General features: G+C 71.7%; 26 protein-coding genes and 1 tRNA gene. 19 read left to right on the top strand and 8 right to left on the bottom strand.

What is annotated here, in order from left to right:
* Positions 1 to 90 precede the first annotated feature (90 nt).
* From ACZ5VD_RS01490 to ACZ5VD_RS01470, 5 genes are all read left to right on the top strand, one after another.
* On the top strand, positions 91 to 309 hold the full coding sequence (locus ACZ5VD_RS01490; protein ID WP_468680057.1) for a hypothetical protein: 219 nt from the start codon (positions 91 to 93) through the stop codon (positions 307 to 309).
* Complete coding sequence (locus ACZ5VD_RS01485) at positions 302 to 838, top strand: DUF6879 family protein (RefSeq protein WP_468680055.1); 537 nt, start codon at positions 302 to 304, stop codon at positions 836 to 838. The genes ACZ5VD_RS01490 and ACZ5VD_RS01485 overlap by 8 nt, the downstream gene beginning before the upstream one ends.
* A complete protein-coding gene (locus tag ACZ5VD_RS01480; protein ID WP_468680053.1) occupies positions 835 to 1,677 on the top strand; it encodes a helix-turn-helix domain-containing protein in 843 nt (280 codons plus the stop codon). Before ACZ5VD_RS01485 ends, ACZ5VD_RS01480 begins: the two co-directional genes overlap by 4 nt.
* A gap of 87 nt (positions 1,678 to 1,764) precedes the next feature.
* On the top strand, positions 1,765 to 2,229 hold the full coding sequence (locus ACZ5VD_RS01475) for a hypothetical protein (protein WP_468680051.1): 465 nt from the start codon (positions 1,765 to 1,767) through the stop codon (positions 2,227 to 2,229).
* Positions 2,226 to 2,603 (top strand): hypothetical protein, encoded by a 378-nt coding sequence (locus tag ACZ5VD_RS01470; RefSeq protein WP_468680049.1) that lies wholly within the window; start codon positions 2,226 to 2,228, stop codon positions 2,601 to 2,603. The genes ACZ5VD_RS01475 and ACZ5VD_RS01470 overlap by 4 nt, the downstream gene beginning before the upstream one ends.
* 68 nt (positions 2,604 to 2,671) lie before the next feature.
* Here ACZ5VD_RS01470 and ACZ5VD_RS01465 read toward each other — a convergent pair whose 3' ends face one another.
* The gene (locus ACZ5VD_RS01465) at positions 2,672 to 2,908 is read right to left on the bottom strand and encodes a helix-turn-helix domain-containing protein (protein WP_468680046.1); all 237 of its coding nucleotides are present in this window, start codon (positions 2,906 to 2,908) and stop codon (positions 2,672 to 2,674) included.
* Between the two features lie 482 nt (positions 2,909 to 3,390).
* Between ACZ5VD_RS01465 and ACZ5VD_RS01460 the strand changes: the two genes are divergently transcribed.
* Complete coding sequence (locus ACZ5VD_RS01460; protein ID WP_468550620.1) at positions 3,391 to 3,879, top strand: GNAT family N-acetyltransferase; 489 nt, start codon at positions 3,391 to 3,393, stop codon at positions 3,877 to 3,879.
* 524 nt (positions 3,880 to 4,403) lie between these two features.
* Here ACZ5VD_RS01460 and ACZ5VD_RS01455 read toward each other — a convergent pair.
* Entirely contained in the window at positions 4,404 to 5,459 is a 1,056-nt protein-coding gene (locus ACZ5VD_RS01455; protein ID WP_468550550.1) for a LacI family DNA-binding transcriptional regulator, read from the bottom strand.
* A gap of 355 nt (positions 5,460 to 5,814) precedes the next feature.
* Here ACZ5VD_RS01455 and ACZ5VD_RS01450 point away from each other — a divergent pair, with 355 nt between their 5' ends.
* The 4 genes from ACZ5VD_RS01450 (at position 5,815) to ACZ5VD_RS01435 (ending at position 10,716) form a co-directional block, all read left to right on the top strand.
* The gene (locus tag ACZ5VD_RS01450; RefSeq protein ID WP_468680044.1) at positions 5,815 to 7,146 is read left to right on the top strand and encodes an ABC transporter substrate-binding protein; all 1,332 of its coding nucleotides are present in this window, start codon (positions 5,815 to 5,817) and stop codon (positions 7,144 to 7,146) included.
* A 5-nt stretch (positions 7,147 to 7,151) separates the two neighbouring features.
* The gene (locus tag ACZ5VD_RS01445; RefSeq protein ID WP_468550552.1) at positions 7,152 to 8,165 is read left to right on the top strand and encodes a carbohydrate ABC transporter permease; all 1,014 of its coding nucleotides are present in this window, start codon (positions 7,152 to 7,154) and stop codon (positions 8,163 to 8,165) included.
* Positions 8,166 to 8,176: 11 nt separating this feature from the next.
* The gene (locus ACZ5VD_RS01440; protein WP_468550553.1) at positions 8,177 to 9,091 is read left to right on the top strand and encodes a carbohydrate ABC transporter permease; all 915 of its coding nucleotides are present in this window, start codon (positions 8,177 to 8,179) and stop codon (positions 9,089 to 9,091) included.
* 185 nt (positions 9,092 to 9,276) lie between these two features.
* Positions 9,277 to 10,716 (top strand): GH1 family beta-glucosidase, encoded by a 1,440-nt coding sequence (locus ACZ5VD_RS01435; protein ID WP_468680042.1) that lies wholly within the window; start codon positions 9,277 to 9,279, stop codon positions 10,714 to 10,716.
* Positions 10,717 to 10,886: 170 nt separating this feature from the next.
* Here ACZ5VD_RS01435 and ACZ5VD_RS01430 read toward each other — a convergent pair whose 3' ends face one another.
* Positions 10,887 to 12,296 (bottom strand): sensor histidine kinase, encoded by a 1,410-nt coding sequence (locus ACZ5VD_RS01430; RefSeq protein ID WP_468680039.1) that lies wholly within the window; start codon positions 12,294 to 12,296, stop codon positions 10,887 to 10,889.
* A complete protein-coding gene (locus tag ACZ5VD_RS01425; RefSeq protein ID WP_468550556.1) occupies positions 12,293 to 12,997 on the bottom strand; it encodes a response regulator transcription factor in 705 nt (234 codons plus the stop codon). Before ACZ5VD_RS01425 ends, ACZ5VD_RS01430 begins: the two co-directional genes overlap by 4 nt.
* Before the next feature lie 123 nt (positions 12,998 to 13,120).
* Between ACZ5VD_RS01425 and ACZ5VD_RS01420 the strand changes: the two genes are divergently transcribed.
* Entirely contained in the window at positions 13,121 to 13,654 is a 534-nt protein-coding gene (locus ACZ5VD_RS01420; RefSeq protein WP_468680036.1) for a hypothetical protein, read from the top strand.
* An 81-nt stretch (positions 13,655 to 13,735) separates the two neighbouring features.
* On the opposite strand, the gene ACZ5VD_RS01415 is transcribed toward ACZ5VD_RS01420, so the two are convergent.
* Entirely contained in the window at positions 13,736 to 14,599 is an 864-nt protein-coding gene (locus ACZ5VD_RS01415; RefSeq protein WP_468550558.1) for a spermidine synthase, read from the bottom strand.
* Positions 14,600 to 14,652: 53 nt separating this feature from the next.
* Complete coding sequence (locus ACZ5VD_RS01410; protein WP_468550559.1) at positions 14,653 to 15,069, bottom strand: hypothetical protein; 417 nt, start codon at positions 15,067 to 15,069, stop codon at positions 14,653 to 14,655.
* Between the two features lie 300 nt (positions 15,070 to 15,369).
* Here ACZ5VD_RS01410 and ACZ5VD_RS01405 point away from each other — a divergent pair, with 300 nt between their 5' ends.
* Positions 15,370 to 16,815, top strand: coding sequence for a hypothetical protein (locus tag ACZ5VD_RS01405; protein WP_468550560.1), 1,446 nt, complete (start codon positions 15,370 to 15,372; stop codon positions 16,813 to 16,815).
* A gap of 31 nt (positions 16,816 to 16,846) precedes the next feature.
* Here the strand turns inward: ACZ5VD_RS01405 and ACZ5VD_RS01400 are convergent, their stop codons facing one another.
* On the bottom strand, positions 16,847 to 17,440 hold the full coding sequence (locus ACZ5VD_RS01400; RefSeq protein ID WP_468680035.1) for a histidine phosphatase family protein: 594 nt from the start codon (positions 17,438 to 17,440) through the stop codon (positions 16,847 to 16,849).
* A gap of 191 nt (positions 17,441 to 17,631) precedes the next feature.
* On the opposite strand from ACZ5VD_RS01400, the gene ACZ5VD_RS01395 reads away from it, so the two are divergent.
* From ACZ5VD_RS01395 to ACZ5VD_RS01365, 7 genes are all read left to right on the top strand, one after another.
* Positions 17,632 to 18,597 (top strand): phosphatase PAP2 family protein, encoded by a 966-nt coding sequence (locus ACZ5VD_RS01395; protein ID WP_468550562.1) that lies wholly within the window; start codon positions 17,632 to 17,634, stop codon positions 18,595 to 18,597.
* Entirely contained in the window at positions 18,494 to 19,735 is a 1,242-nt protein-coding gene (locus ACZ5VD_RS01390) for a hypothetical protein (RefSeq protein WP_468680033.1), read from the top strand. The genes ACZ5VD_RS01395 and ACZ5VD_RS01390 overlap by 104 nt, the downstream gene beginning before the upstream one ends.
* 4 nt (positions 19,736 to 19,739) lie before the next feature.
* A complete protein-coding gene (locus ACZ5VD_RS01385; protein ID WP_468680031.1) occupies positions 19,740 to 21,350 on the top strand; it encodes a hypothetical protein in 1,611 nt (536 codons plus the stop codon).
* Complete coding sequence (locus ACZ5VD_RS01380) at positions 21,347 to 22,684, top strand: AAA domain-containing protein (RefSeq protein ID WP_468680028.1); 1,338 nt, start codon at positions 21,347 to 21,349, stop codon at positions 22,682 to 22,684. Before ACZ5VD_RS01385 ends, ACZ5VD_RS01380 begins: the two co-directional genes overlap by 4 nt.
* Positions 22,685 to 22,788: 104 nt before the next feature.
* The gene (locus ACZ5VD_RS01375) at positions 22,789 to 23,154 is read left to right on the top strand and encodes a hypothetical protein (RefSeq protein ID WP_468550566.1); all 366 of its coding nucleotides are present in this window, start codon (positions 22,789 to 22,791) and stop codon (positions 23,152 to 23,154) included.
* A gap of 162 nt (positions 23,155 to 23,316) precedes the next feature.
* Complete coding sequence (locus tag ACZ5VD_RS01370; protein WP_468550567.1) at positions 23,317 to 23,913, top strand: bifunctional DNA primase/polymerase; 597 nt, start codon at positions 23,317 to 23,319, stop codon at positions 23,911 to 23,913.
* A tRNA-Lys gene (locus tag ACZ5VD_RS01365) sits at positions 23,904 to 23,977 on the top strand. Before ACZ5VD_RS01370 ends, ACZ5VD_RS01365 begins: the two co-directional genes overlap by 10 nt.
* A 60-nt stretch (positions 23,978 to 24,037) precedes the next feature.
* On the opposite strand, the gene ACZ5VD_RS01360 is transcribed toward ACZ5VD_RS01365, so the two are convergent.
* Positions 24,038 to 25,300, bottom strand: coding sequence for a M6 family metalloprotease domain-containing protein (locus ACZ5VD_RS01360; protein WP_468550568.1), 1,263 nt, complete (start codon positions 25,298 to 25,300; stop codon positions 24,038 to 24,040).
* Positions 25,301 to 25,540 lie beyond the last annotated feature (240 nt).

Here is a 25,540-nt window from a genome sequence, read left to right as displayed (position 1 = left end):
GAGAGATTGAGAAATTTCGAGCAAACCTAGCCCTTTCTCCTGCCATTCTGCGCACACTGAGCAGTCCAACCGACACGAAGGGTTGAGACCATGGCGCTCAAGTTCCTCGGCAGCAGCAACACCTCACAGGGCGGTGGCTGCCCAAGCTTCTACCGCGACACCGAAACCGGGGACATTGTGGTCCAGGGCCTCGCGCTCACCGACCCCGACCAGCGGGCTCAACTACTTCAGCTCAAGCCGGGTGAGGACGCGGTCGTAGTGCCGGCGGTTCTGTTCGCCCTGCACGCGGAGAAGGTGCCGGGTGCCTGAGCTGGTCAGCGGCGAGACGTTCCTCCAGCTCTTCCGCGACGTCGAGCACACCGCCTTCCGGCTGGAAGTGCGCACCTCGTATGGGATTCCCGAAGAGGACGAGCCCTATCGCCGCTTCCTCAACGGCGATGATCCCGGCGTCGGCTGGTTCGAGCCGTGGCTGAACCTCATGCGCGAGGAGACCGGCAAGGGTAAGCGGGTGCACCGCGTCCGCGTCATCGACGAGCCGCCCTCCGACTACCTGCGGTTCGAGCTCTGGGGTACCCCGTACAACCTCGCCGCCGGGGAAGACATCCGCTACCTCGCCCGAGCCCAGGCCTCAGCCCTGGACCTGCCTGCGTACGACTACTGGCTGTTCGACAGCCGGATCCTGGCCCGCCTCCAGTTCGGCGAACACGATCGCTTCCTCGGTGTCCTGCTCTCCGACGCTCCAGCCGACATCCTTCGCCACGTGCAGTGGCAGGGCGCAGCATGGCACCATGCGATCACCTTCGAGGCCTACCAGAAGGAGAACGCTCCTCCGCAGTGAGCGACTACCAGACCGCCAGGCTCGCACTCGGCGCGCGGCTCCGTGAGCTGCGCGCCGATGCTGGGCTGAGCGGGAAGGCCTTTGCCGCGACACTCGGGTGGCCGGCATCGAAGGTCAGCAAGATCGAGACGGGTAAGCAGACTCCGACACTCGACGACATTCGGGCGTGGGCCGACAGTGTGGGATCGCCCGAGAGCCTCGACGAGTTGACCGGCAGGCTGCGGACCCTGGAGACGCACTACGCGGTGTGGCGCCGGCAGTTGGCCGCAGGCGTACGTGCCCGCCAAGAAGCCTGGCACGCGACAGAGAGCGTGTCCACGGAGGTCAGGAACTTCGAGTCGGCGGTGGTCCCAGGCCTCTTGCAGACCCCCGAGTACGCCCGCCACATGTTCCTGCGCACCACCGCACTGCATCGAACGACCCAGGACATCGAGGCTGGTGTGAACGCCCGCATGCAGCGGCAGCTGGCGCTGTACACCCCCGGCCGCACCTTCCACTTCCTGCTCTGGGAGTCGGCGCTTCACATGCTGGTATGCCCACGTGACGTGATGGCTGGTCAGCTCGACAGGCTGGCGGGCGTCTTCGGCATGTCCACCGTGCAGCTCGGCATCGTTCCGCTCGGTGCTGAACTGACCGTCGTACCCACGCACGGGTTCTGGATCTTCGATGACCGGCTGGTCATGGCGGAAACGATCGGTGCCGAACTGCGGCTCACCGACCCGGCCGAACTCGCTCTATACCGGCAGGTGTGGGACGAGCTCCTCCAAGCGGCCGTCACCGATCACGAGGCTCACCGGCTGATCGGCCGTGCGCGAGCGTCGCTTCAGAAGCTGCTGTGAGCAACACCGAGAACGGCCGGATGGCGCGTTAGAAATTTCGAGAAATCCACACCCATTGCTCCGATGCGCATCCGTACGGTCACAAGCATGCCCTTATCGACGCGCCTCGCCCAGCAGCACGAGACCGGAGACGTGTGGCTCGCCGACTGCTCCACGCACCCGGCCCTCGTCTGGCGGGCGTGGCATGCCGGCACGCTCGCCTCGATAACCTCCGGCGCTCGCTGGCTCGTTGCCAAGACAACCGTTGCTCACGGCCTGCCGGCAGCCTCCCGCATCCGCGAGGAGCAGCGCGGTCCCGTGCTGATCGACCCGTACGGCGGCGCAGCCTGGTGGCTTGTCCCCCTCAACGCGGCCGAGGAACTCGCGGACATCCGAAGGGTCGCGGTCAGCCCTGCCGGCTGGATCCTGCGGTGTCCACCCGTAGGCCGGGAGATCGAGCAGTTGCACTGGCTGTGGCGCCCGGACGGCTCAGGCCATCTCACCGACCCCGCCGTACTCGCCGCCGCCCTAGGCCCCGGCGGGTACCGCTCCCCTGCGGAGGCACCTGCATGACGACCACCATGGACACAGCGGAGCTCGGCCAGCTGCTCGTCGAGTCCTCGCGGAGAGACCGGGACCGTATCGCCGCGCAGGCCCTGGCCGACGAGGAGACGATCCTCGACCTTCCCTCCGTGTGCGCGCTCCTCGTCGTAGAGGTGCGCGGAGTAACGACCGCCCGGTGGGAACGCCTGATGGGCCGGCTCTACGCACTCGGCCTGGACGCGCAGCAGCGCGCGTTCCTCGGCCTGGTGCTGTCGATCCTGGGCATCGGGCACATCACCCTCGCCGCAGTCGAGGACCTGGACGAGCGGCGTCTCCTCATCATCCAGCGCGCGATCCTTCGCCTGTCCGGCAACGAGACCATCGCTGTCGGCACCCGCTTCTGAACTTCGTGGCCGGCTGCATGGCCACGAAGCGGGCGGCCGTCCCTACGTCCCCCGTTGGGGGCGGCCGCTCAGCGGACGAGGTCGACGAGCTCAACGCCCATTGCATCGGCAATGCGGATCAGAGTGTCCAGCAAGGGCGACGAGTGGCCCTGCTCAATGCGGCTGTACGTGGCGATGTCGATCCCGCTCCGGCCGCACACGTCTGGCTGGGTCAGGTCTTTGTGCTCGCGTACGCGGCGGATCTGCTCGCCCACCGCACGCCGGCGGGCGACGACCCGATCGTCGGATGCAGTGAGACGTGGCACCTGTCCACGTTCCCGACAACATGATCAAAAAGGATTAGGGTCAACCCTAATTTGTGTGATCTTGGATCGACAGGGGGAGGACGGATCACGTACCCCCCGCCCATAGACGCCCTCCCTGACCAGCTCCCCAGGCGGACAGGCGAGGGCAGCAGCGCCCCCGCATCAGCGGGGGCGCTGTCACGTTCACATGACTGTCGGTAAGGCCGTTCTGCACTCAGGCCCCGCACCGCCTGGGCAACCTCGGTACCCTCCTGTTCCCATGGGAACGAACGACGGGGCGAGGCGGCATGGAGCGACATTCAGCGTCACCGAACGCGCCCGTTTTGCACCTACTTCCTGCATCTTCGCAGGTCAGCCGTGTAACAAAATCAGGTTCAAGTCCCGTCACTCACCCTGATTCATCAGCCGGTGACCTTGGAGACAAGGTCACCGGCTGAGGTGTTTTCCGGGAGCCCACCGTCCGATCTCACAGCGCGGAGCCGATCCGCACCCCCCGCCTCGACCTCCTCCCCCTGCTCGTGGAGCACGCCGAGGAGATGGCCGCCGTGCTGTCCGACCCGGCGCTGCACACCTTCATCGGCGGCTCTCCCCACTCCGTCGAAACCCTTCGCATCCGCTACCGGCGGCTCGTCGCCGGCTCGCCGGATCCGGACGTCGGCTGGCACAACTGGGTGCTGCGGCTGCGCGCGGAGGATCGCCTCGTGGGCACCGTCCAGGCGACCGTCACCCGGGGGCGTACCGCCGAGATCGCCTGGGTGGTCGGCACCCCCTGGCAGGGTCGCGGGTTCGCCTCAGAAGCGGTACGGGCTCTGGTCGACCGGCTCGGGCAGCGGTCCGTGGAGAGGGTCGTCGCCCACATCCACCCCGACCACCTCGCCTCGGCCTCCGTGGCCACGGCCGCCGGACTGACGCCGACCGCCGAGGAGCAGGACGGTGAGCGACGGTGGCTACGGGACCTGCGGGGCCGGTGAGACCCAGGATCTGACGCCAACTCCCCTTGACCTACGGAGCCGTACGGTCGCCTCATGGGCCGTTCGTGCGGTGGGGAGGCTCGTGATGACGTCCCGGCGGGGGAATCGGTGACGGCTGGTGACGTGGATGATCCTCGCCTTCGACCTGGCGATGCCGCTGTGACCGGTGGTGGCCCAGGACGCGGCGGGCCAGGGCGGCGGGGCGTGCGGCACGGACGTCTGCCCGCAGGCCGACGACCCGGACAGCTTCGTCGGGGCGCGGCTGATGACCTTCTTCCGGCTGACCGGTGCCGTACTGCTGGGGGTGGCCCGGCTGGTCACCCACCGCACGGAGCGACCGGTGCACGGGGCGCCGACGGGGAGTGGCACCGGTGGGGATGCCGCCGAACGGCGGGGGCGGGGGCGGGGCGGTCGCGGCGGGGCGGTCGCGGCGGCGCGACCGGCCCACCCTCCACGTCGTGGCGACGTCCGACTCAGGACAACGGCCGCCTCAGGACAACGCCCGCGTCACGACAACGCCCACGTCACGACGACGCCCGCGTCACCAGTTCCGTGGCCAGGACCATCTGGCGGCGTTCCAGTTCCCGGGTGACCGCGGGGCGGCGGTCGGCGATCTCGGTCAGGAGGAGGTCGATCATTCTGCGGCCCATCTCCTCTATGGGCTGGCGGACGCTGGTCATGGGCGGGTCCATGTGGCGGGCGATGGCCGAGTCGTCGTAGCCGACGAGTGCCACGTCGTCGGGGATGCGACGGCCCTTCTCGCGCAGCACCTGACGGGCACCGGCCGCCATCACGTCCGAGCCGGCGAAGACCGCGTCCAGGTCGGGGCGGCGGACCAGCAGTTCGGTCATCGCGCGCCGGCCGCCCTCCTCGGTGAAGTCGCCCGGCTGGATCAGCCGCTCGTCCACCGCGTGGCCCGCGCCGAGCAGGGCGTCCCGGTAGCCGTCGACGCGGCGCTGGGCACCGTACACGTCGAGGCGGCCGGTGATGTGGGCGATCGTGCGGCAGCCCCGGGCGAGCAGGTGCTCGACGGCCGAGCGACCGCCGCCGTAGTTGTCGGAGTCGACCGAGGGCAGGGTCTCCGCGGCCGACCTCGGGCCGCTGATCACGGCCGGTATCTCCAGCTGGGAGAGGAGGTCGGGGAGGGGGTCGTCCGCGTGGACGGAGACCAGCAGGACGCCGTCGACCCGGTGCGCGGCAAGGTACTGGGCCAGCCGCTGCCGTTCCCGGTCGCTGCCCGCGAAGATCAGCAGGAGCTGCATCTCGGTGTCGGAGAGTTCCGCGCCGACGCCCTTGAGCATGTCCGAGAAGTACGGCTCGGCGAAGAAGCGGGTCTCCGGTTCGGGGACGACCAGGGCGATGGCGTCGGTGCGGTTGGCGGCGAGGGCACGGGCGGCGGTGTTGGGGACGTAGCCGAGCTCGGCGACCGCCGCCTCCACGGCGGCGCGGGTGGCGTCACTGACCCGGGGCGAACCGTTGATCACCCGCGAGACCGTGCCGCGGCCGACGCCCGCACGGGCTGCCACCTCTTCGAGGGTGGGCCGGCCACCGCTCCGGCTCCGCGCTCCGTGGCTTGCCATGGGCTTCGCCCTCCCGTCGACCTTGCGTTGGCCTGGAATCTAACAGTCGTGCCGGTGGGGAGCCTGTCCGTGGCAGGCTCCGGGGTTTCCGCAGGAAGGCACCCGTGGGTGGCCGGATCGCGATCCCCCGGCTCTAGTTAACAGCCCGATAACTGAACGCATCTCTCCGGTCCCAGTCCCTTGACACCCCCGCCCGGACCGACGAACCTTCAACACATCACCGGTGGGAGCGCTCCCACGGTACCTGACACATACACATCCCGCACGTTCCCCGCCCGAGCCGCAGCTAGAACTAACGGGTCCAACAACGCAGTTGGCCGGGGGGTCGGCACGTCAGGGCAAACAGGAGGACGCAATGCGAGCACGTACCCGATCCGCCCGCAACAGGGCGGTAGTCCTCGCGGCTGTCGCATCGCTGGGCGCCGGGCTGCTGGCCGGCTGTGCCGACGACGGAAACGGCGACGGCGACGGTTCGTCTCCGGACAGCGGCGGCGGCGGCAAGACCACGATCACGCTCGGACTCTTCGGCACCATGGGCTTCAAGGAAGCCGGCCTCTACACCGAGTACGAGAAGCTCAACCCCAAGATCAAGATCGCCGACAACGTCATCCAGCGGAACGAGAACTACTACCCGCCGCTGCTGAACCACCTCACGACCAACAGCGGTCTGCTGGACGTACAGGCGGTCGAAGTCGCCAACATCGCCGAGATCGTGAACACCCAGGCCGCCAAGCTCTCGGACTTCTCCAAGGTCTCGGGAGTGGACAAGAGCAAGTGGCTCGACTGGAAGTGGGAGCAGGCCACCACCAAGGACGGCCAGACGATCGGCCTCGGCACCGACGTCGGCCCGATGGCGATCTGCTACCGCACCGACCTCTTCAAGGAGGCCGGCCTGCCCACGGACCCCGCCGAGGTCAGCGCGCTGTGGGCCGGTGACTGGTCCAAGCTGATCACCGTCGGCGAGCAGTACAAGAAGAAGGCGCCCGAGGGCACCGTCTTCATGGACTCCCCCGGCGGTCTGCTCAACGGGATCATCGGAAGCGAGAAGGAGAAGTTCTACGACTCCTCCGGCAAGGTCATCTACAAGACGAACCCGGCCGTCAAGGCCGCCTTCGACCTGACGGCGGAGGCCGCCGAGAAGGGACTGGTCCAGGCACAGACGCAGTTCCAGCCCGCCTGGAACTCGACGATCGCCAACAACAAGTTCGCCGCGATCTCCTGCCCGCCGTGGATGCTCGGCACCCTGAAGGACAACTCCAAGCCGGAGGCGACCGGCAAGTGGGCCGTCGCCAACGCGCCCAAGAGCGGCAACTGGGGCGGTACCTTCCTGACCGTGCCCAAGAGCGGCAAGCACGTGGCCGAGGCCCAGAAGTTCGTGGCCTGGCTGACCGCGCCGGAGCAGCAGGCGAAGCTGTTCAAGGTGCAGGGCAGCTTCCCGAGCGCCCCGGCCGCCTACACCTCACCCGAAGTCACCGGCGCGGTGAACCAGATGACCGGTGACCAGCCGATCGGCAAGGTCTTCGCCGAGGCCGCCAAGACCGCCCCGGTCCAGGTGATCGGCCCGAAGGACCAGATCATCCAGCAGGGCCTGTCGGACAACGGCGTCATCCTGGTGACGAAGGGCAAGTCCGCACAGGAGGCCTGGGACTCGGCCGTCAAGTCCATCGACAACAAGCTGGACCAGTGACCCGTATGACCACCCGTCACGACACCGCCGCGCCCCCCGTGAAGGAGGGGGGCGCGGCCCCGGGACGCCCGCCCGAGGACGAAGCCTCGGCCGCGGCGGAGAAGAGGCGGGCCCGGCTGTCCCGGCGCTGGCAGCGGGACAAGCGCTGGAGCCCGTACGCCTTCGTCTCCCCGTTCTTCCTGCTGTTCGTCGCGTTCGGCCTGTTCCCGTTGCTCTACACGGGCTGGGCCTCGCTGCACCAGGTGGAGCTGACGGCGCCGACGGACATGAACTGGGTGGGGCTGCGCAACTACACCCGGATCTTCGACGACGAGTTCTTCTGGAACGCGGCGAAGAACACCCTGACCATCGGCATCATCTCCACCGTTCCGCAGCTGCTGATGGCGATGGGCATCGCCCACATACTCAACTACAAGCTGCGGGCCTCGACCTTCTTCCGGGTCGCGATGCTCGCGCCGTACGCGACCTCGATCGCCGCCGCCTCGCTGGTGTTCGTCCTGCTCTTCGGCCGTGACTACGGCATGATCAACTGGGCGTTCGACGCCGTCGGCATCAATCCGGTCGACTGGCAGAACGACAAGTGGCCCTCGCAGATCGCCGTCTCGTCGATCATCATCTGGCGCTGGACCGGCTACAACGCGCTGATCTACCTCGCCGCGATGCAGGCGATCCCGCACGACCTGTACGAGTCGGCGGCCCTGGACGGGGCCAGCCGCTGGCAGCAGTTCATCCATGTGACGGTGCCCGCGCTGCGCCCGACGATCCTGTTCACCGTGGTGGTGTCGACGATCGGGGCGAGCCAGGTCTTCGGTGAACCACTGCTGTTCGACGCCAACAAGGGCACGTCCGGCGGCGCGGAACACCAGTTCCAGACGCTGGGCCTGTACCTGTACGAGCAGGGCTGGGTCGCCCAGCACCTGGGCCGCGCCTCGGCGATCGCCTGGACGATGTTCCTGATGCTGATCGTCATCGGCATCATCAACTACGTCATCTCGCGCCGGCTGCGCGCCAGTAGTTAAGGAGTTCGGCCGTGACGACTACGACGACCACGGTGACGCCCCCCGACGAGAAACCCCCGGCCAGGGCCAGGCGTTCGCGCCTGCCGAAGTCCGCGCGGGCCGGCGGACAACTGCACGGCGGCCCGATCGCGTACGCGATCCTCATCCTGTTCACGATCGTCTCGCTGTTCCCGCTGGTGTGGTCGGCGATCGCCGCCTCACGTGACAACAACCGGCTGGCGCAGACCCCGCCGCCGTTCTGGTTCGGCGGCGGCCTCTTCGACAAGATCGAAGTGGCCTGGACGGAAGCCAACCTGGGCGAGGCGTTCTTCAACACCACGCTGGTCGCGGGGATTTCGGCGGTGACCGTCGTGTTCCTGTCGACGATCGCCGGGTTCGCCTTCGCCAAGCTGCGGTTCCGGGGCCGTGGCGCGATGATGCTGATCGTGATCGGCACGATGATGGTGCCGCCGCAACTGAGCGTGATCCCGCTGTACATGATGGTCGCCAAGCTGGACTGGACCGACCAGCTGCAGGCCGTCATCTTCCCGTCCCTGGTGAGCGCGTTCGGCGTGTTCTTCATGCGGCAGTACCTGATCCAGGCCCTGCCGGACGAGATCATCGAGGCCGCCCGGGTCGACGGGGCGAGCAGCTGGCGGGTGGTGTGGCACGTGGTGTTCCCGGCGGCCCGGCCGGCGATGGCCGTGCTCGGCATGCTGGTGTTCGTGCAGACCTGGAACGACTTCCTGTGGCCCTTCCTGGTCCTGACCCAGACGGGCAATCCGACCGTGCAGGTCGCGGTCGCCGCCCTGGGCCGCGGCTACACGCCCGACCAGTCCCTGATCATGGCGGGCGCACTGCTGGGTACGCTGCCCCTGCTGCTGGTCTTCGCGATCTTCGGCAAGCAGATCGTGGGCGGCATCATGCAGGGTGCCGTCAAGGGCTGAGACCTCTCTCGCCCCTGTTTCCCCCTGCGTTCCAGTGTGTTCCCTCGCGTTCCGGGGGCCGAGCCACCGCCGCCTCGGCCCCCGCTCGCCCCCACTCTCTCCTCCCTCCCTCCCTCTCCCCTGTTCCCGCATTCCCCACTTCCCCCCGACTGTCGGTCCACCCGACCTCCTATGGGAGCGCTTCCATGCCTCAGTCCGCAACGCCGGCGACCCCGGTGACCTTTCCGCCCGCCTTCCTCTGGGGCGCCGCGACCTCCGCCTACCAGATCGAGGGGGCGGTGCGTGAGGACGGCCGTACGCCCTCCATCTGGGACACCTTCAGTCACACGCCGGGCCGGACGGCCGGCGGCGAGCACGGTGACATCGCTGTCGACCACTACCACCGCTACCGCGACGACGTGGCGCTGATGGCGGACCTGGGCCTGTCCGCGTACCGGTTCTCGGTCTCCTGGTCGCGGGTGCAGCCGACCGGCCGGGGGCCGGCGGTCCAGCGGGGTCTGGACTTCTACCGCCGGCTGGTGGACGAGCTGCTCGCGAAGGGCATCAAGCCGGCTCTCACCCTCTACCACTGGGACCTGCCGCAGGAGTTGGAGGACGCGGGCGGCTGGCCCGAGCGCGACACCGCGTACCGCTTCGCCGAGTACACGCAGATCGTCGGCGAGGCGCTCGGCGACCGGGTGGAGCAGTGGATCACGCTCAACGAGCCGTGGTGCAGCGCCTTCCTGGGCTACGGCTCCGGGGTGCACGCCCCCGGCCGCACCGACGCGGCGGCGTCGCTCAAGGCCGCCCACCACCTGAACCTGGCGCACGGGCTGGGCACCACCGCCCTGCGCGCCGCGATGCCGGCCCGCAACTCGGTGGCGGTGAGCCTCAACTCCTCGGTCGTCAGGCCGCTTTCGCAGGACTCGGCGGACCTGGCGGCGGCCCGGAAGATCGACGACCTGGCCAACGGCGTCTTCCACGGCCCGATGCTGCACGGGGTGTACCCGGAGACCCTGTACGCCGCGACGGAGCTGATCACGGACTGGTCGTACGTCCAGGAGGGCGACCTGACGGCCATCAACCAGCCGCTGGACGCGCTGGGCCTCAACTACTACACCCCGGCGCTGGTCGCGGCGACGGACCCGCACGCCACCGCGCAGCGTGCCGACGGGCACGGTGCCAGCTCCTTCTCCCCCTGGCCGGGCGCGGACGACGTCGCCTTCCACCAGACGCCGGGCGAGCGCACCGAGATGGGCTGGACGATCGACCCGACGGGTCTGCACGACCTGATCATGCGCTACTCCCGCGAGGCCCCCGGCCTGCCGCTGTACATCACCGAGAACGGCGCGGCCTACGACGACAAGCCCGACCCCGACGGCCGCGTCCACGACCCGGAGCGCGTCGCCTATCTGCACGGCCACCTCGCGGCGGTCCGCCGCGCGATCTCGGACGGCGCGGACGTCCGGGGCTACTACCTGTGGTCGCTGATGGACAACTTCGAGTGGGCGTACGGCTACGGGAAGCGCTTCGGCGCTGTCTACGTGGACTACGCGACGCTGGAGCGCACACCGAAATCGAGTGCCCACTGGTACGCCCAGGCGGCACGGACAGGAACGCTCCCCCCGGTGGCGGCGGCCGAGTAGGCCACCGCCCCTTCGGGGGGAGTCGGGGGGCGGGGCGCGGCACTGTGGGGGTGTCGCGCCCCGTGGGCGTCCCGGCGGACGCCGGACGTGCCGGGGGTCGCCCGTAGACGGCGCACGCCTTCGGGGAGGCGAACTGGTCCTGCGGCGGGGATCGGCGAGCCAGGGTGCGCTCAGGGACGGGATCGGGACCGGTTGAAGGGGGAGACCAGTCGGCCGCGCCGACGGCGTCGTACGGCCCCTGCTCCCCGGTGGCCCCGGCGCACGGGTTCGCGTCCGTCCAGCTGGATCCAGATCCGCACCTCGGTGCCGCCGAGCACGGAGGCCCCGATCCGCACGTCCCCGCCCGTCTCCTCCGCGAGGCGGCGCACGATGTCGAGACCGAGCCCGGTCGACCCGGCGCTGCCCGAACCCCGGCCGCGGGCCATCGCCGCCTCGGGGTCGGGTATGCCGGGGCCCGCGTCGGACACCAGCACGATCACCGCGTCCTCGCCGTTGTGCAGGTCGACGGCGAAGGCGGTGCCCTCCGCGGTGTGCCGGAAGACGTTGCCGAGCAGGGCGTCCAGCGCGGCGACCAGGTCGCTGCGGGCCACCGGGATCCGCACCGGCCGGTCGGCCCCGGCCACCCGCCACTTGCGGCCCTCGTCCTCCGCGAGCGCCGACCAGAACCCCATCCGCTCCCGGACCACCTCGGCCGCGTCGCACCCGGCGCCGGGCCCGGCCGCCGCGGTCTGCGGCTTGGCGTCCCGGGCGGTACGGATGATGGTGTCGACCTCGCGCTCCAGCTGGGCGACCGCGGCCCGGGTCTGTTCGGCGGCCGGCCCCTCGCCCAGCGAGGCCGCGTTCAGCCGCAGCACGGTCAGCGGGGTACGCAGCCGGTGGGACAGGTCGGCGGCCAGCTCCCGTTCGTTGGCGAGGAGTTGGACGACCTGGTCGGCCATTGAGTTGAACGCGACGGCCGCCAGTCGCAGTTCGTTCGGTCCTTCCTCGGGCACCCGGGCGCCCAGCTTTCCCTCTCCCAGTTCGTGCGCGCCCTCGACCAGGCGCCGGGCCGGGCGCACCATCCGGACGCCGAGCCGGTCGGCGACGGCGACCGAGCCGACGACGAGGGCGATTCCGACGCCGGCGAGTATCGCCCAGGCCGTGGTGACGCCGTTGCCGACCTCGGCCTGGGGGACGTACACCTCGACGACCGCGATCTCGCCGGAGCTGAGCGCGACCGGCTGGAGCAGCGTGGAGCCGCCGGACACCTCGCTGGTGGAGGCGCGGCCCAGTTTCCGCACGGTCGCGATGTCCGCGTCGGCGGCGCGCTGCCGCCCGAGGTCGACGGCCCTCGCGTCGCCGGAGGCCGGTATGTGCACGGCCAGGCCCGCGTCCGAGCCCGCCGAGGCGACGACCCGCTCCAGCTGGTCGCGGTCGGTGGTGATGGACAGGGCCGGGGCGACGGCCGCGGCCTGGCGTTCGGCGTTGGAGAAGGCGCGGTCGCGGACCAGCTCCTTGATGACGAGCCCGAGGGGGATCGCGAAGGCGACCACGACCATGGTGGTGACGGCGAGGGAGACCTTGACCAGTGCCCACCTCATCGGGCCGGCTCCGATCCCGGTGGCTCCAGCTTCACGCCGACGCCCCGCAGGGTGTGCAGATAGCGCGGGCTCGCCGCCGTCTCACCGAGCTTGCGGCGCAGCCACGACAGATGGACGTCGATGGTCTGGTCGTCGCCGTACGACTGCTGCCACACCTCGGCCAGGAGTTCCTTGCGGGGGACGACGACACCGGGGCGGCCGGCGAGGAAGGTGAGGAGGTCGAACTCGCGCCGGGTCAGGTCCAGTCGTACACCGTCCAGTTGGGCCTGGCGGCGCAGCGGGTCGACGGTCAGGCCGCCGACGCGCAGCACGCTCTCCGGGGCCGCCTCCCCGACGGCGGTGCGGGAGCGCCGGAGCACGGCCGCCATCCGGGCCGACAGGTGTTCCACGGAGAACGGCTTGGTGAGGTAGTCGTCCGCGCCCGCGTTCAGCAGCCGGACGATCTCCGTCTCGTCGTCACGGGCGGTGGCGATGATGACCGGGACGTCGGTGATGCCGCGCAGCATCTTCAGGGCCTCGGAGCCGTCCAGATCGGGCAGACCGAGGTCGAGGATCACCACGTCGAAACGGAAGTGGGCGACCTCGCGCAGCGCCTCCAGCGCGGTGCCGACACTGCGCACCGTGTGGGCCGCGTCGGTGAGATGCCGGATGAGCGCCGAGCGGACGAACTGGTCGTCCTCGACCACGAGCACACTTGCCATGCGCCGCAACCTACGCCATGCGGCGGAACCCCATCCGGTGCCTGTGGACAACTTCCCGCCTGTGGACGACCGGGTCCCCGACCGGGCGACACGGGTGGGGCGCGTGAGGCAGTATGGCCCGCGATGCGCAGAGGACTCATGCACCTCCTGGCTTGGACGCTCGCCACGGGCGCGGCGGTCACGCTGTCGTGGTGGGGTGTCCACACGGTGATGGAGGGCACGGCGTACGACCCGCCGCGCGCCCTGCCCGTCACGACGGCCGACGCCACCACGCAGGAGTCGAAGCCGCTGGCGTCCTCGACGGACCGGCCGACGCCGACCGCGTCGAAGAGCCCGTCGCCGCGTGCCCGCGAGGCGTCCCCGAAGCCGGCCCCGACGCCCTCACGGACCGCGGACACCACCCCCTCCCCCACCGCTTCGGGTCCGGCCGCTTCGGGTCGGGTCAAGAGCTACGACACCGACGGCGGGCGCGCGGTCTTCGACCTCGGCAACACGTCCGCGACGCTGGTGTCGGCGACGCCCGGCACCGGCTGGTCGATGCAGGTGTGGAAGACGGAGTCGTGGATCCGGGTGGAGTTCTCCTCGGGCGCGGACCGGGTGTCGGTGTTCTGCACCTGGCACGACGGACCGCCGCGGGTGGAGATCGGGACCTACTGAACCACTGAACCGTCAGGACCTACTGACCCGTCGGGACCTGGTGGATCGGCGGGACCCGCTGTGCCGTGCGGAGCCGCCCGGTCACCTGAACACGGCTGCCGGTGGTGCGGGCGAGGCCACCGCGGCCGCGTCGACCACCGGTACCGCCCCGCCCGTGAAGTCGGTGAGCTGCCTGCCGTGTTCGAGGCGACCGGGGTGCGGGTCGGAGGCGGCGCGGCGGGTGAGTTCGGCGATCGGGAGCGGGTGGTCGCAGGCGACGAGGACCGCGTTGCCGAAGCGTTTGCCGCGCAGCACGGTCGGGTCGGCGATCAGGGCGAGTTCGGGGAAGCGGGCGGCCGCGGTGGCGATCTGGCCGCGCAGGTGGGCGAGCGGCGGCCCGTCGGCGAGGTTGGCGGCGTAGACACCGCCCGGTTTCAGCGCCCGGCGGACCTCGTCGAGGAACTCGGTCGAGGTGAGGTGGGCCGGGGTGCGGGCGCCGCTGAACACGTCGGCGATGACGAGGTCGGCCCATCCGTCGGCCACCTTGGCGAGGCCCTCGCGGGCGTCCGTGGAACGCACCCGGATCCGGGCCCCCGGGTCCAACGGCAGCTCCCGGCGGACCAGTTGGACGAGGGCCGCGTCACGCTCGACGACCTGCTGGGTGGAGCGGGGGCGGGTGGCGGCGACGTACCGGGCGAGGGTGAAGGCGCCACCGCCGAGGTGCACGGCGTGCACGGGCCGGCCGGGCGGGGCGGCCAGGTCGATGACGTGCCCGAGCCTGCGCTGGTACTCGAAGGAGAGGTACGCGGGGTCGTCGAGGTCCACGTGCGACTGCGGCGCCCCGTCGACGAGGAGTGTCCAGGCCCGCGTCCGGTCCCGGTCGGGCATGAGCTCGGCGAGCCCTCCGTCGACGGCCTCGACGACGGCGGCGGCGTTCTCCCGCCGGGAGTTCCTGGACTTTCCCATGGGGCCATTGTCCGGCACCGCGCGACGGTCGGCTCAGCGAGCCCCGGCCTGCCTCACCGGCAGTTGTCCGCCGCCTCGATCAGCCGTGCCGCCTCGTCCAGGGCCGCCCGCAGTACGGCGGGGTCCGTCGCGAGGTCGGCGTCCGTGGGAGGCAGCAGCCAGTCCGAGCCCGGCACCGGGGGTTCGGGGGCCAGACGCAGGCCCCGGCCGTCGGTCTCCGTGCAGGTGCTGCCCGGGACGTCCCAGGCGGCGGCGGTGCCCGGCGGCACCACGAATCCGAGGGTGTCGCAGTCGTCGTCGTGCAGGACCGGTCCGACCGCGTCGTCGCCCGCCCCGCGCCGCAGGATGTCGACCGCCTCCAGGCCCTGGCGCGTCGGCACCGTGACGAGGTCGCACGCCGCGTCCGGACACGGGGACGGGTGCGGGGTCGTATGCGGCGTACGGGGATCAGCGCTGTGTCTGGTCCCCATCCAGGCTTCCACCACCACGGAACTCCTCCTCCAGCGAACGGGTCGGGAGTCGGGCGGCTCCCGGTCCGCCGGGTTCAACGCCCGTCCGTGTCAACGGCTACGGCGGAAGTCCGTCTCAAAGGATGGCAGTTCATGGCAGATCTCGGATGAGATATCCGGTTTGTAGCCAAACACCGTGTGGCGGGTCCGACACAGCCGGTACGTTCTTGCCCGCCGGAAACAGGGAGTCACACGGACAACTCACCGCGAAACCACCTCCGTTCCGGCAGGGTTCGACGGTTCGCATGAGAGGACCCGGCCATGGCGTCGTCAATGGTGACCTCGTCCCCGATCCCCCGACCACCGCAACCGAACCTCGCGTTCCGGCAGTTGCGCGGACAGCGCTCGCCGGCCGAGTTCGCGTCGGCGGTGCGGCGGTCCGCGCGCGAGATCGGCGAGCGGGTCAGCTGCGACGCGCGCTATGTCGGACGGGTCGAGGCGGGCGAGATCCGCTGCCCCAACTATGCGTACGAACGGGTGTTCCTGCACATGTTCCCCGGCCGCACGCTCACCGACCTCGGGTTCGCGTCCCGGTCTTCGGTCCGCGGCAGGAGGGCACCCGTGCCCGAGGACACGCCCTCGCCGCACGCGACAAGTCTGGCATATGCCGCGAGTGAGACGCGAGGGGCGGTCGAGCCGTATGACACCACGCAGGGCCCGTACGAGACGCACGACAACCACGAGGAGAGCGACGTGCTGCGTCGCGCATTCATGACCAGCGGGGGCGCCACGATGGCCGCCGCCTCGCTGGGACCCTTCACGCTCGCCGTCGACGCCTCGGCCGCGGAACGCCCCGCCCGCCGCGTCGGGGCCAGTGAGGCGGGCGCCCTCGAAGAGGCCGTCCGCAGGATCCGGCTGCTCGACGACCGGCACGGCGCCGACGGCCTCTACCGGCGCGCGGCGGCCCCGCTGCGCGCCGCCTACGCGCTGCTCGACGCCAACACGACCCGGCAGACGACCGCCGACCGGCTCCATTCGAGCGCCGGCGAACTGGCCATCTCGGTGGGCTGGCTGGCCCACGACTCGGGCCGCTTCGACGACGCCCGCTCGCACTACGCGGAGGCGCTCGCTACCTCCCGGATGACCGAGGACCCGGGCCTGGAGGCGCACGCCTTCTGCAATACGGCGTTCCTCGCGCGGGACGCCGGCCGGCCCCGGGAGGCGGTGCGCGCCGCGCAGGCCGCGCAACGGGTCGCGCGCCCGCTGGGCTCACCCCGCCTGCTGTCGCTGCTCGCGCTGCGCGAGGCGGGCGGCTGGGCCGGGCTCGCCGACCGCACCGGCTGCGAACAGTCGCTCGCCCGCGCGCAGGCCCTCTACGACCGGGGCCGCTCGGACGCCGACCCCGAGTGGATGAGTTTCTACGGAGAGGCCGAGCTGGAGGGGCTGGAGGCGCAGTGCTGGTCCACGCTCGGCGACTGGCGCCGCGCGGCCCGGCACGCACGCCGGGCGGCCCAGCTCCAGGACCCGCACTTCAAGCGGAACATCGCCCTGTACACGGCGGAACTGGCGGACGACCTCGCCCGCGAGGGCCGCCCCGACGAGGCCGCGGCGGCCGGGCTGCGGGTGCTGGAGCTGCTGGGCGAGGTCCAGTCGTCCAGGATCCAGACCATGCTCGCGGGCACGGCACGCGTCCTGCTGCCGCACCGGCGGGCGTCGGGGGTGTCGGCGTTCCTGGAACGCCACGCGAGTCTGCCGCGCATCACATGAGGCGGCACGGGACAGCACGGTGCGCGAGGTGCTAGGCGAGGTGCCCCAGGTCGTTCCAGCTCTCGATCGCCGGTTCCCCGTAGGCCCAGCCGAGCACCGACAACGACGTCGGGTTGAGCCGGATCCGCGCCGCGAAGTCCAGGGGCAGCCCCAGCCAGCGGGCGCCTATGGACCGCAGGATGTGACCGTGCGCGAACACCAGCACGTCCCGGTCCCGCTCGCGCGCCCAGGCCACCACCTCGTAGGCCCGGGCCGACACCTCGGCGAGCGACTCGCCCCGCGGCACGCCGTCGCGCCAGATCAGCCAGCCGGGCCGGACGTCCTGGATCTCCTGCGGGGTCATCCCCTCGTAGGAGCCGTAGTCCCACTCCATGAGCGTGTCCCAGGTGCTCGCGCGCTCGCCGAAGCCGGCGAGTTCGCACGTCTCCCGCGCGCGGACCAGCGGGCTGGTCCGCACCTCGACCCCGGCCAGCCCGTCGTACGGCGCCCGGTACAGGCGCTCGCCGAGCAGTTTGGCGCCGCGCCGGCCCTCTTCGAGGAGCGGTACGTCGGTCCTGCCGGTGTGCTTGCCGGACAGCGACCACTCCGTCTGTCCGTGCCGGGCCAGCAGGATGCGCGAAGCCATGAGGGACCCTCCCGGGAGAAATCAGAGGCGGAACCCCTCCATCATCGCGCACGCTGGACAGGGGCAACCCGGTGGGCGATCTCTGCGTCTTTGAGGGCTGGGGGCGTGCCACGGGGGTACGCGCACACGCCGTAAAGTGGCTCGCCCGGACGGGACCACCGGACGCGCGCGACGAGGGGGAGGGCGATCGGATGCCGCAGACCGAGACACCAGGCATCGAGGCGGCCTCGCACACCCGGTTGCGCTGGTGGACCGAGCTGCCGCTGCTCCTGCTGGTGTACGCCTGCTACTCCGCCGGCCGGCTGCTCGCCCGGGGGGACGTCACGAGCGCGGTCGACCACGGTCTGGCCATCCTGCGCATCGAGAAGGTCCTCTACCTCAACGCGGAGCACCCGCTCAACCGGCTCTTCACCAGCGAGGCGTGGATCGGCGTACCGGCCGACTTCTGGTACGCGTCGCTGCACTACCTGGTCACGCCCGCGATCCTGATCTGGCTGTTCAGGTCCCGTACGGTGCGCTACCGAGCGGCCCGCACCTGGCTGATGACGTCCACGTTCATCGGCCTGATCGGCTTCACCCTGCTGCCGACCTGCCCGCCCCGGCTGCTCTCCTCGGGACACGGCTTCGTCGACACGATGGCCCAGTACAGCTCGTACGGCTGGTGGGGCGGCGAGGCGAGCGCACCGCGGGGCATGGGCGGCATGACGAACCAGTACGCGGCCATGCCGAGCCTGCATGTGGGCTGGGCCCTGTGGTGCGGGGTGATGCTGTGGAAGTACGGCCGGACCCGGACCGCGAAGACCGCCGGTGTCGTCTATCCGCTGGTGACGACGATCGTGGTGATGGGCACCGCCAACCACTACTTCCTCGACGCGGTGGCGGGCGCGGCCGTGATGGGCGTCGGCCTGCTGCTCGCCCCGCATGTGACGCGGTACGCGGCACGGGTCACGGTGCCGCTGCGGGCGCGGATCGAGGCGCTGTTCCCGGGCGTCGCGGCGGACTCTCCCGGCACTCCGGCCTCGATTGTCAGTGACGGATGCCAGACTTCCGCGAGTGAGCACATCCCACGGCAGCGCGAGTCCCAGTTCGCAGGCGGAGCCGAGCCGAGTACCGCTCCCACGGACGCGGGAGACGGGGCTCCGGCAGCGGCTCGCTGAGCTGCGCGGCCCCGAGGTACCGGCCAAGGCGCTGGACGCGCGCGCCCTGGCGGCCCTCGCCGCCAACCCGGGCTGCCGGCGGCGGGCGATCCTCGACGGCGCCGGGGTGAACAAGGCGGTGCTGGCGGACGCGCTGGGCTCGCCCTCCGCCTTCGGCCAGTCCCAGTTCGCGCTGACCCGCGGCAACGCGTTCGAGAAGCGGGTCAAGGCGGACGGCGGCGCGGAACTGCTGCGGCTGGTGCACGAGAAGCTGGACCGGAAGGCCGAGCCCCCCTCGGACGCCGAGGTGCCCGACCTCGCCGCGATCGGCCCCGAGGGCCGCAGCGCGCGTACGGCCCTCGCCCTGCGCGACGCCACCGCGGCGGGCCGCTGGGCGCTCCTCGACCACCCGATGCTCGCCCTGGAGGTCGCCGGTTCGCCCGCCTTCCTGGAGCCGGACGCGGTGGTCGTGCACCCGGACGGCAGCTGGACGGTCGTGGAGATCAAGTCCTTCCCGATGCTGGACGGTTCGGCCGACCCGGCCAAGGTGGGCGCCGCCGCCCGGCAGGCGGCGGTGTACGTGCTGGCCCTGGAGGACGTGGCCGCGCGCCTCGCCCAGGAGGCGGCCCCCGCCCCGCGCGTACGGCACCACGTCCTCCTGGTCTGCCCCAAGGACTTCTCCAACCTCGCCACCGCGTCCGCCGTCGACGTCCGCAAGCAGCGCGCGGTGACCTCCCGTCAGCTGGCCCGCCTCACCCGCGTCCAGGACATCGCCGACGCGCTCCCCGAGGGCACCTGCTTCTCCCCCGACCTGCCCGCCGACGAGCTGACGGCCGCGGTCCAATCGGTCCCGGCGACCTATGCGCCCGAGTGCCTGTCCGCGTGCGAGCTGGCCTTCCACTGCCGGGACCGCTCCCGCGCCGAGGGCGCGGTGACGTCCCTGGGCCGCTCGGTGCGCGCCGAACTCGGCGGTCTGACGACGGTCGAGGACGTCCTGGCGGCGGCCCGCGGCAAGCGCGGCGACCCGGCCGATCCGACGGTGGCGGCGCTGCGCCGGGCGGCGGAGCTGCGGTCGGAGGCACTGGGCCGGGCGGCGGCGCTCGCCGGGGCCGCGGCCGGGCCCCTCGGCAGCGCCGACCCCTTCGGCACGGGGGTCTGAGCACATGTCGCTGATCTCCACCCTCGCCCGCCTCGAAGCCGTCAGCACCGGCCGCGCCCAGCCCGCGGCCACCGTCCGGCACCGGCGGCTGTCCGCACATCCCCTCGTCCTCGTGCCGCTCACCACCGCCGGTGAGGCCGGCGCCCCGCTCGGCGCGCTGGTCGGCACCGACCGGGACGCCCCGCACCTGCTGGCCGTGTCCCAGCCCCGCGACCGTGACCTGCGGTTCGCGTTCCTCGCCGAACTGGCCGATGTCGTCCTGCCGTACATCGACTCGTTCGCCGGGGCCGTGGAGGCGGCCGAGCGCACCGAGACCGACCCGGAGACCGGCAAGCGGGTCAAGGTCGAGGTCGAACTGTGCGCGGACGCCCCGCAGCTGATCCTGCCGAGCCGCGCGGGCATCGAGTTCGTCCGGCTGCTCGGCCGCTCCATGCGCTTTCGGCGTACGGCGGAACAGGACCCGGAGAACCCGTATCCCGCGCCGCCCGCGCTGCCGTTGCTCGGCCGCTGGCTGACCCACTTCGGGGAGCGTGCCCGGGTGCCCGGCTCCTCCCTGCTGCCGGCCATGACGGACCTGCTGGCCCGGCACTGGGCGACCGGTCAGTCCACCCTGGAGGACCAGCATCTGGGCGCGCTGCTCGCCTGGATCGATCCGCCGGAGGGGATGTCCGGCGCGGAGACCGCGCTCCGGGCCGAGCTGCTCCGGGACACCCGGGGCCAGCTGCTGTGCCCGCCCGCGGGCCCGGCCACCGACCCGGCGTTCGACAACAAGCTGCTCGCGCCCGCGATCGAGCGCTACGACCGTGCCCGCACCGCCCTCGCCGCCGCCGAGGACGGACTGCAGGCGGACGACCGGCTGGGCGTCCTCACCGCCGCCGAACAGGAGATCCGCGCCCTGGTGGCGAGCCGTACGCGGCCCACCTGGGACGCCGTGTGGCGCGGCCTGGACCTGCTGCGGGCGCTGCCCGCGGGTGCACACGTAGAGGAGCGGTGGACGCGCGACCGCTGGTCGTTCACCGGCCACCGTGACCGGGTGCTGGCGGGCGAGCCCCCGCAGCCGCGCCGGGACGACGCGGTCACCGCCGCGAACAAGCTCGCCGCGCGCGAGCGCGAACAGGCCCGCCTGGAGGCGCAGGAGGCCCTGGACGACCCGCTGGTGATGGCCGGCCGGCGGCTGGCCGGGGAGGCGTTCGCGGGCGAGGTCACCGATGTCGTCATGGCGTACAGCGAGGGCAAGCGGCCCAGCCCCCGCCCCCTGGTCACCGTGCGCACGGACGACCGGCCGCACCTGGCCGAGCGGGTCAAGGTGTACCGCTCGCTGGGCGGCAAGCCGCAGGCCGCCGAGTTCGTGGCGCACGAGGAGGAGGGTGCCCTGCTGGTGCTGCGGATCGTCGACAAGATGGGCCGCGGCAAGGAGCCCGAGGCCGGATCCGTGCCCGAGAAGGGCGACCCGGTCTGCTTCACGCTCTTCGAACACGAGCAGCGCGGCGGCGCGAAGCTCCCCGACCCGGAGGACACCCCGTGGACCCACGGCGGACCCCCCGGTGAGCCGGTGGGCGGGACGGCCGCCGTGCCCGAGATCGCCGACCCCCCGACCGACGAGGACGTCCTGTGACCGCCCGGCCCTTCGACCCCGGTGCCGAGGCCGCCCGCGCCACCGGGGCGATCCTGCACGACACCCTGCACGGCTCGGCGCGCGGTGTCGTCGTCGACTCCCCGCCCGGTGCCGGCAAGTCCACGCTCGTGGTCCGCGCGGCGCTGGAACTGGCCGAGGCGGGGCGCCCGTTGATGGTGGTCGCGCAGACCAACGCCCAGGTCGACGACCTGGTGCTGCGGCTCGCGGAGAAGAACCCCGACCTGCCGGTGGGCCGCCTGCACAGCAGTGACGCCGACCCGTACGACAAGGCGCTGGACGACCTGCCGAACGTCCGGAAGTCGGCGAAAGCCGGCGACCTCACCGGCCTCTCGGTCGTGATCTCCACGGCCGCCAAGTGGGGGCACGTCAAGGTCGACGAACCGTGGCGGCACGCGATCGTCGACGAGGCCTACCAGATGCGCTCGGACGCGCTGCTGGCCGTGGCCGGGCTGTTCGAACGGGCGCTGTTCGTGGGCGACCCGGGCCAGCTGGACCCGTTCGCGATCGTCGGCAGCGAGCAGTGGGCGGGCCTGTCGTACGACCCCTCGGGCTCCGCCGTGACGACCCTGCTCGCGCACAACCCCGAGCTGCCGCAGCACCGCCTGCCGGTGTCCTGGCGGCTCCCGGCCTCGGCCGCGCCCCTGGTCTCCGACGCCTTCTACCCGTACACACCCTTCCGCAGCGGCACGGGCCACGGCGACCGGCGGCTCACCCTCGCCGTCCCCGGCGACGGCTCCGGCCCCGACCGGGTGATCGACGAGGCCGCCGTGTCCGGCTGGGGCCTGCTGGAGCTGCCCGCCCGGCACACCCCGCGCACGGACCCGGAGGCGGTGCGGGCGGTGGCGACGGTCGTACGGCGGCTGCTCGACCGGGGCGGGGCGGCCACCTCGGAGCGCTCCCCCGATCCCACGCCCCTGACCGCCGACCGCGTCGCCGTCGGCACGGCCCACCGGGACCAGGCGGCGGCGGTCCGCGCGGCGCTGGCCGACCTGGGTGTCACGGACGTCACCGTCGACACCGCGAACCGCCTCCAGGGCCGCGAGTACGACGTCACGGTCGTCCTCCACCCGCTCTCCGGCCGCCCCGACGCCACCGCCTTCCACCTGGAGACGGGCCGCCTGTGCGTCCTGACCTCCCGCCACCGGCACGCCTGCATCGTGGTCTGCCGCGCGGGAGTCACCGACCTCCTCGACGACTACCCGTCGACGGAACCCGTCCAGCTGGGCACGGTCGTGAAGTTCCCGGACGGCTGGGAGGCGAATCACGCGGTGCTGGCGCATCTCGGGGAACATCGCGTGGCCTGGAGACCTTGAGAGCGCCGGAGGCATGTGTCCCGGGCCCTCTTGCGCGGGCACGGGACAATGGACGGTGGCCCGCTCACCCACGGGTCGTCCGTGACGTACGAGGAGGAGAAGACATGGCGGAGCCCACGCCGCGTCGGAACGAATCGCGGCTACGCCCCGCGCCCCTGCTCTTCGAGCCCGCTCAGGTCGCCGACGACCCCGAGCACTTCTTCGATCTGGAGTCGATCGACGATCCGCGCGATCTGCTGGCCCGGGCGACGGAGCTGACGCAGGCGTTCCGTGCGGCGACCGACCGGGCCGTGGAGTTCCAGGCCATCGCGGCGGCCCAGCTGGCCGACCCGCGCCGCTTCGACCGGTTGACGTCGGCGGACATCGCCGCGCGGGCCGAGTGGACCGAGGACTACGCGAAGAAGATGGTGGAGTTCGGCCGGGATCTGCTGCGCGGCGCCGAGGGCCCGGGGCACGCCGACCCGGTGTAGACACGGGCGCGGGCGCGCACCCGGCGCACTCACGGCGCTTTCCCCGAGCATTCACCACCCGGCATATGCCAGGTGGGCAAGATACTCCCTCCCGTCCTTCCCCGTCCCCGTTTCCGGCAACCCTGGGATACCACCCGCTCACAGCCCGTAGATGTAGATGCCATGAGCAGCATGCGCGAAGAGACCGACTCCGCTCGCTTCGACGTCGCCGGCGTCACCGCCGAGGGCGCCGCCTGGCTGGCCTCGGCAGGAACGTATCCGCGGAGCACCCTGGCCCTCTGGGAGGAACGGCCCGACGCCCCGGTCGTGCTGCCCTGCGGCACCGCCTTCGACATCGTCAGCGCCCCCGCGATCTTCGGCCGCCGGATCCTCGACCGGCTGTGGGACGAGGGGCCGGGATCGGGGCCGGTCGCGGCGCTCCGGGGCCGGATGCTGCTGTTCGCCGCCCCCGGCACGGCCCAGCGGCTGCCCTCGCTGCTGCACTGGGAGGAGCCGGGGCGCACGGGGATCGTCCCGCCCCTGCTGTGCCACGGCACCGGCGACGCGGTGACCCTCCCCGCACCCATGGGCGCGACGGGCTCCGACACCCCGTCCGGCTGCCGCTGGCTGGTCGCCCCGGACACCCGTCGCCCCTGGCTGCCGGGCCCCGAGATCCTGCTCTGGGCGGCCGTCCGGGCGGCCCGTGCGGCCGTGCGGATATCGATTTTTCCTCCCGCCGATCAGGGTGCTAAGGTCTACGACGTCAGCAGGCGCCGCTAGCTCAGTTGGTTAGAGCAGCTGACTCTTAATCAGCGGGTCCGGGGTTCGAGTCCCTGGCGGCGCACCGACACGAAAAGGCCTCTCGCGCGAGCGAGGGGCCTTTCGCGTGGGCGCCTGTCCGCGGTTAGCCGGCCGTGATCTTCACGGTCCACGCCCCCGAGACGGTCCGCCCCTCCACCTCCACCCGTACGCCCTCGCCCGGCACCGTGAAGCTCTCGCCGACGCCGACCGGGGCGTCCGCGAGCGGCGGGTAGACGGACGTCTCCCAGCAGGCCTCGCTGCGCGGGTGGGCGTCGATCACCTCGACCGGCCCTCCGCCGGACGCGGCGCCGCTGCGCACCCGGTAGACGAGGATGCCGGGTGCGCACACCCCGGTGTCGTTGCCGACCGGCCCGCGCGCCTCGAAGGCGAGCGCGCTGTCGGTCCCGGTGCGGACGACCGCGAGCTTGGTGCCCCGGCCCAGTCCGAAGGCCGGCGCCCCGGCGGCGCCCACGGCCGGGACGCCCGGTCCGGCGCCGAGGGGCTCCATGGTCAGCCGGGTCGGCCCGGGCCCCCGTACGCACGCCACCTGGCGGGACTCCAGCCAGCCGAGCTTCCACTTGTGCCAGCCGAACAGGTCCGGCGCCAGCGCGAACTGGCTGCCCATCAGGTCCCAGTCGCCGACGTAGGTGTCCCAGTCGCCCTTGCCGTCCACCGGGCGGTGGTAGAGGTCGGGCAGGTCGAAGACGTGCCCGGTCTCGTGGGCCAGCACCAGCCGGTCCGGCGGATGCTGCTCGAACACCGTGACGACCCGTCGGATGTCGGTGCCGTCGGCCCGCAGCGGGGTGTCGAGGTTGACGACCTTCGTCGCGTCGGAGTCCACGCCGGGCGCGTCCGGGTCGGCGACGAGGTAGACGATGTCGTAGCGCGAGAAGTCGACCTGGCCGTCCACCGCCGCGAGGGCGTCCCGCAGATAGGCGGCGCGGTGCGCGGCACTCCAGTCGCGCTGCATGGCGTACGCCGTCGAGGGCTGCGGCATCTGGATCCAGTCCCGCAGCGGGTGCGGGCGCAGGGCGAACCTGCCGTAGGAGGCCCGCTCGAAGAAGCGGCTGGTGGCCGGGAAGTGGTCGGCGGTCAGTTCGTCGGGCGTGGTCAGCGGGACAGAGTCCGGGAAGGACAGGAACACCATCACCGCGTCCAGCGAGCGGGCCGGGCGCGGATAGGCGGCGTTCCAGGTGTCGAGGCCCTCCGAGTGGTGGGCCCCGGTGCGGGCGAGGGCACACGAAGTCGCCGCGAAGGGTTCGGCGACCGAGGGCCCGGTCACCAGGGAGGTGGCGGCGAGCGCCGACAGGGTGGTGAACACGGCCGCCGTACTGCGCAGTCGGGGGCGCGGGAACGGACGCGGCACAGGGACCTCCGGGTGCGGTTCACGGGACACCGCACCCAGACTGTGGGCAATTGTCGTACTACGCCTTGTTTGTCTGCACCAGACGAGTGAGAGGAGTGAAGAACCGTCAGGATCGACACCCCCGAATCGCTCACGGAACGTCACAACTGGTCAGGTGCCAAAAACACCTGTCCAGACGCGTGCAGAAACGATCTGTCAGAAAGGCCGGTTGTTCCGGGACACTGGACAGTGGCTGGAAGG

The sequence above is a fragment of the Streptomyces sp. NPDC032822 genome (genome assembly GCF_055578825.1).
Note: the sequence above shows the minus strand (reverse complement) of the source record. Positions and strands in the feature narration are given on the sequence as shown.

Coding starts and splice junctions, on each gene's coding strand:
- ACZ5VD_RS01445 (WP_468550552.1), top strand. CDS start 7,152: ATGACCACCCGTCACGACACCGCCGCGCCCCCCGTGAAGGAGGGGGGC.
- ACZ5VD_RS01455 (WP_468550550.1), bottom strand. CDS start 5,459: ATGGCAAGCCACGGAGCGCGGAGCCGGAGCGGTGGCCGGCCCACCCTC.
- ACZ5VD_RS01400 (WP_468680035.1), bottom strand. CDS start 17,440: ATGGCTTCGCGCATCCTGCTGGCCCGGCACGGACAGACGGAGTGGTCG.
- ACZ5VD_RS01425 (WP_468550556.1), bottom strand. CDS start 12,997: ATGGCAAGTGTGCTCGTGGTCGAGGACGACCAGTTCGTCCGCTCGGCG.
- ACZ5VD_RS01470 (WP_468680049.1), top strand. CDS start 2,226: ATGACGACCACCATGGACACAGCGGAGCTCGGCCAGCTGCTCGTCGAG.
- ACZ5VD_RS01475 (WP_468680051.1), top strand. CDS start 1,765: ATGCCCTTATCGACGCGCCTCGCCCAGCAGCACGAGACCGGAGACGTG.
- ACZ5VD_RS01410 (WP_468550559.1), bottom strand. CDS start 15,069: ATGGGGACCAGACACAGCGCTGATCCCCGTACGCCGCATACGACCCCG.
- ACZ5VD_RS01420 (WP_468680036.1), top strand. CDS start 13,121: ATGCGCAGAGGACTCATGCACCTCCTGGCTTGGACGCTCGCCACGGGC.
- ACZ5VD_RS01490 (WP_468680057.1), top strand. CDS start 91: ATGGCGCTCAAGTTCCTCGGCAGCAGCAACACCTCACAGGGCGGTGGC.
- ACZ5VD_RS01435 (WP_468680042.1), top strand. CDS start 9,277: ATGCCTCAGTCCGCAACGCCGGCGACCCCGGTGACCTTTCCGCCCGCC.
- ACZ5VD_RS01430 (WP_468680039.1), bottom strand. CDS start 12,296: ATGAGGTGGGCACTGGTCAAGGTCTCCCTCGCCGTCACCACCATGGTC.
- ACZ5VD_RS01385 (WP_468680031.1), top strand. CDS start 19,740: ATGTCGCTGATCTCCACCCTCGCCCGCCTCGAAGCCGTCAGCACCGGC.
- ACZ5VD_RS01405 (WP_468550560.1), top strand. CDS start 15,370: ATGGCGTCGTCAATGGTGACCTCGTCCCCGATCCCCCGACCACCGCAA.
- ACZ5VD_RS01375 (WP_468550566.1), top strand. CDS start 22,789: ATGGCGGAGCCCACGCCGCGTCGGAACGAATCGCGGCTACGCCCCGCG.
- ACZ5VD_RS01370 (WP_468550567.1), top strand. CDS start 23,317: ATGAGCAGCATGCGCGAAGAGACCGACTCCGCTCGCTTCGACGTCGCC.
- ACZ5VD_RS01395 (WP_468550562.1), top strand. CDS start 17,632: ATGCCGCAGACCGAGACACCAGGCATCGAGGCGGCCTCGCACACCCGG.
- ACZ5VD_RS01450 (WP_468680044.1), top strand. CDS start 5,815: ATGCGAGCACGTACCCGATCCGCCCGCAACAGGGCGGTAGTCCTCGCG.
- ACZ5VD_RS01415 (WP_468550558.1), bottom strand. CDS start 14,599: ATGGGAAAGTCCAGGAACTCCCGGCGGGAGAACGCCGCCGCCGTCGTC.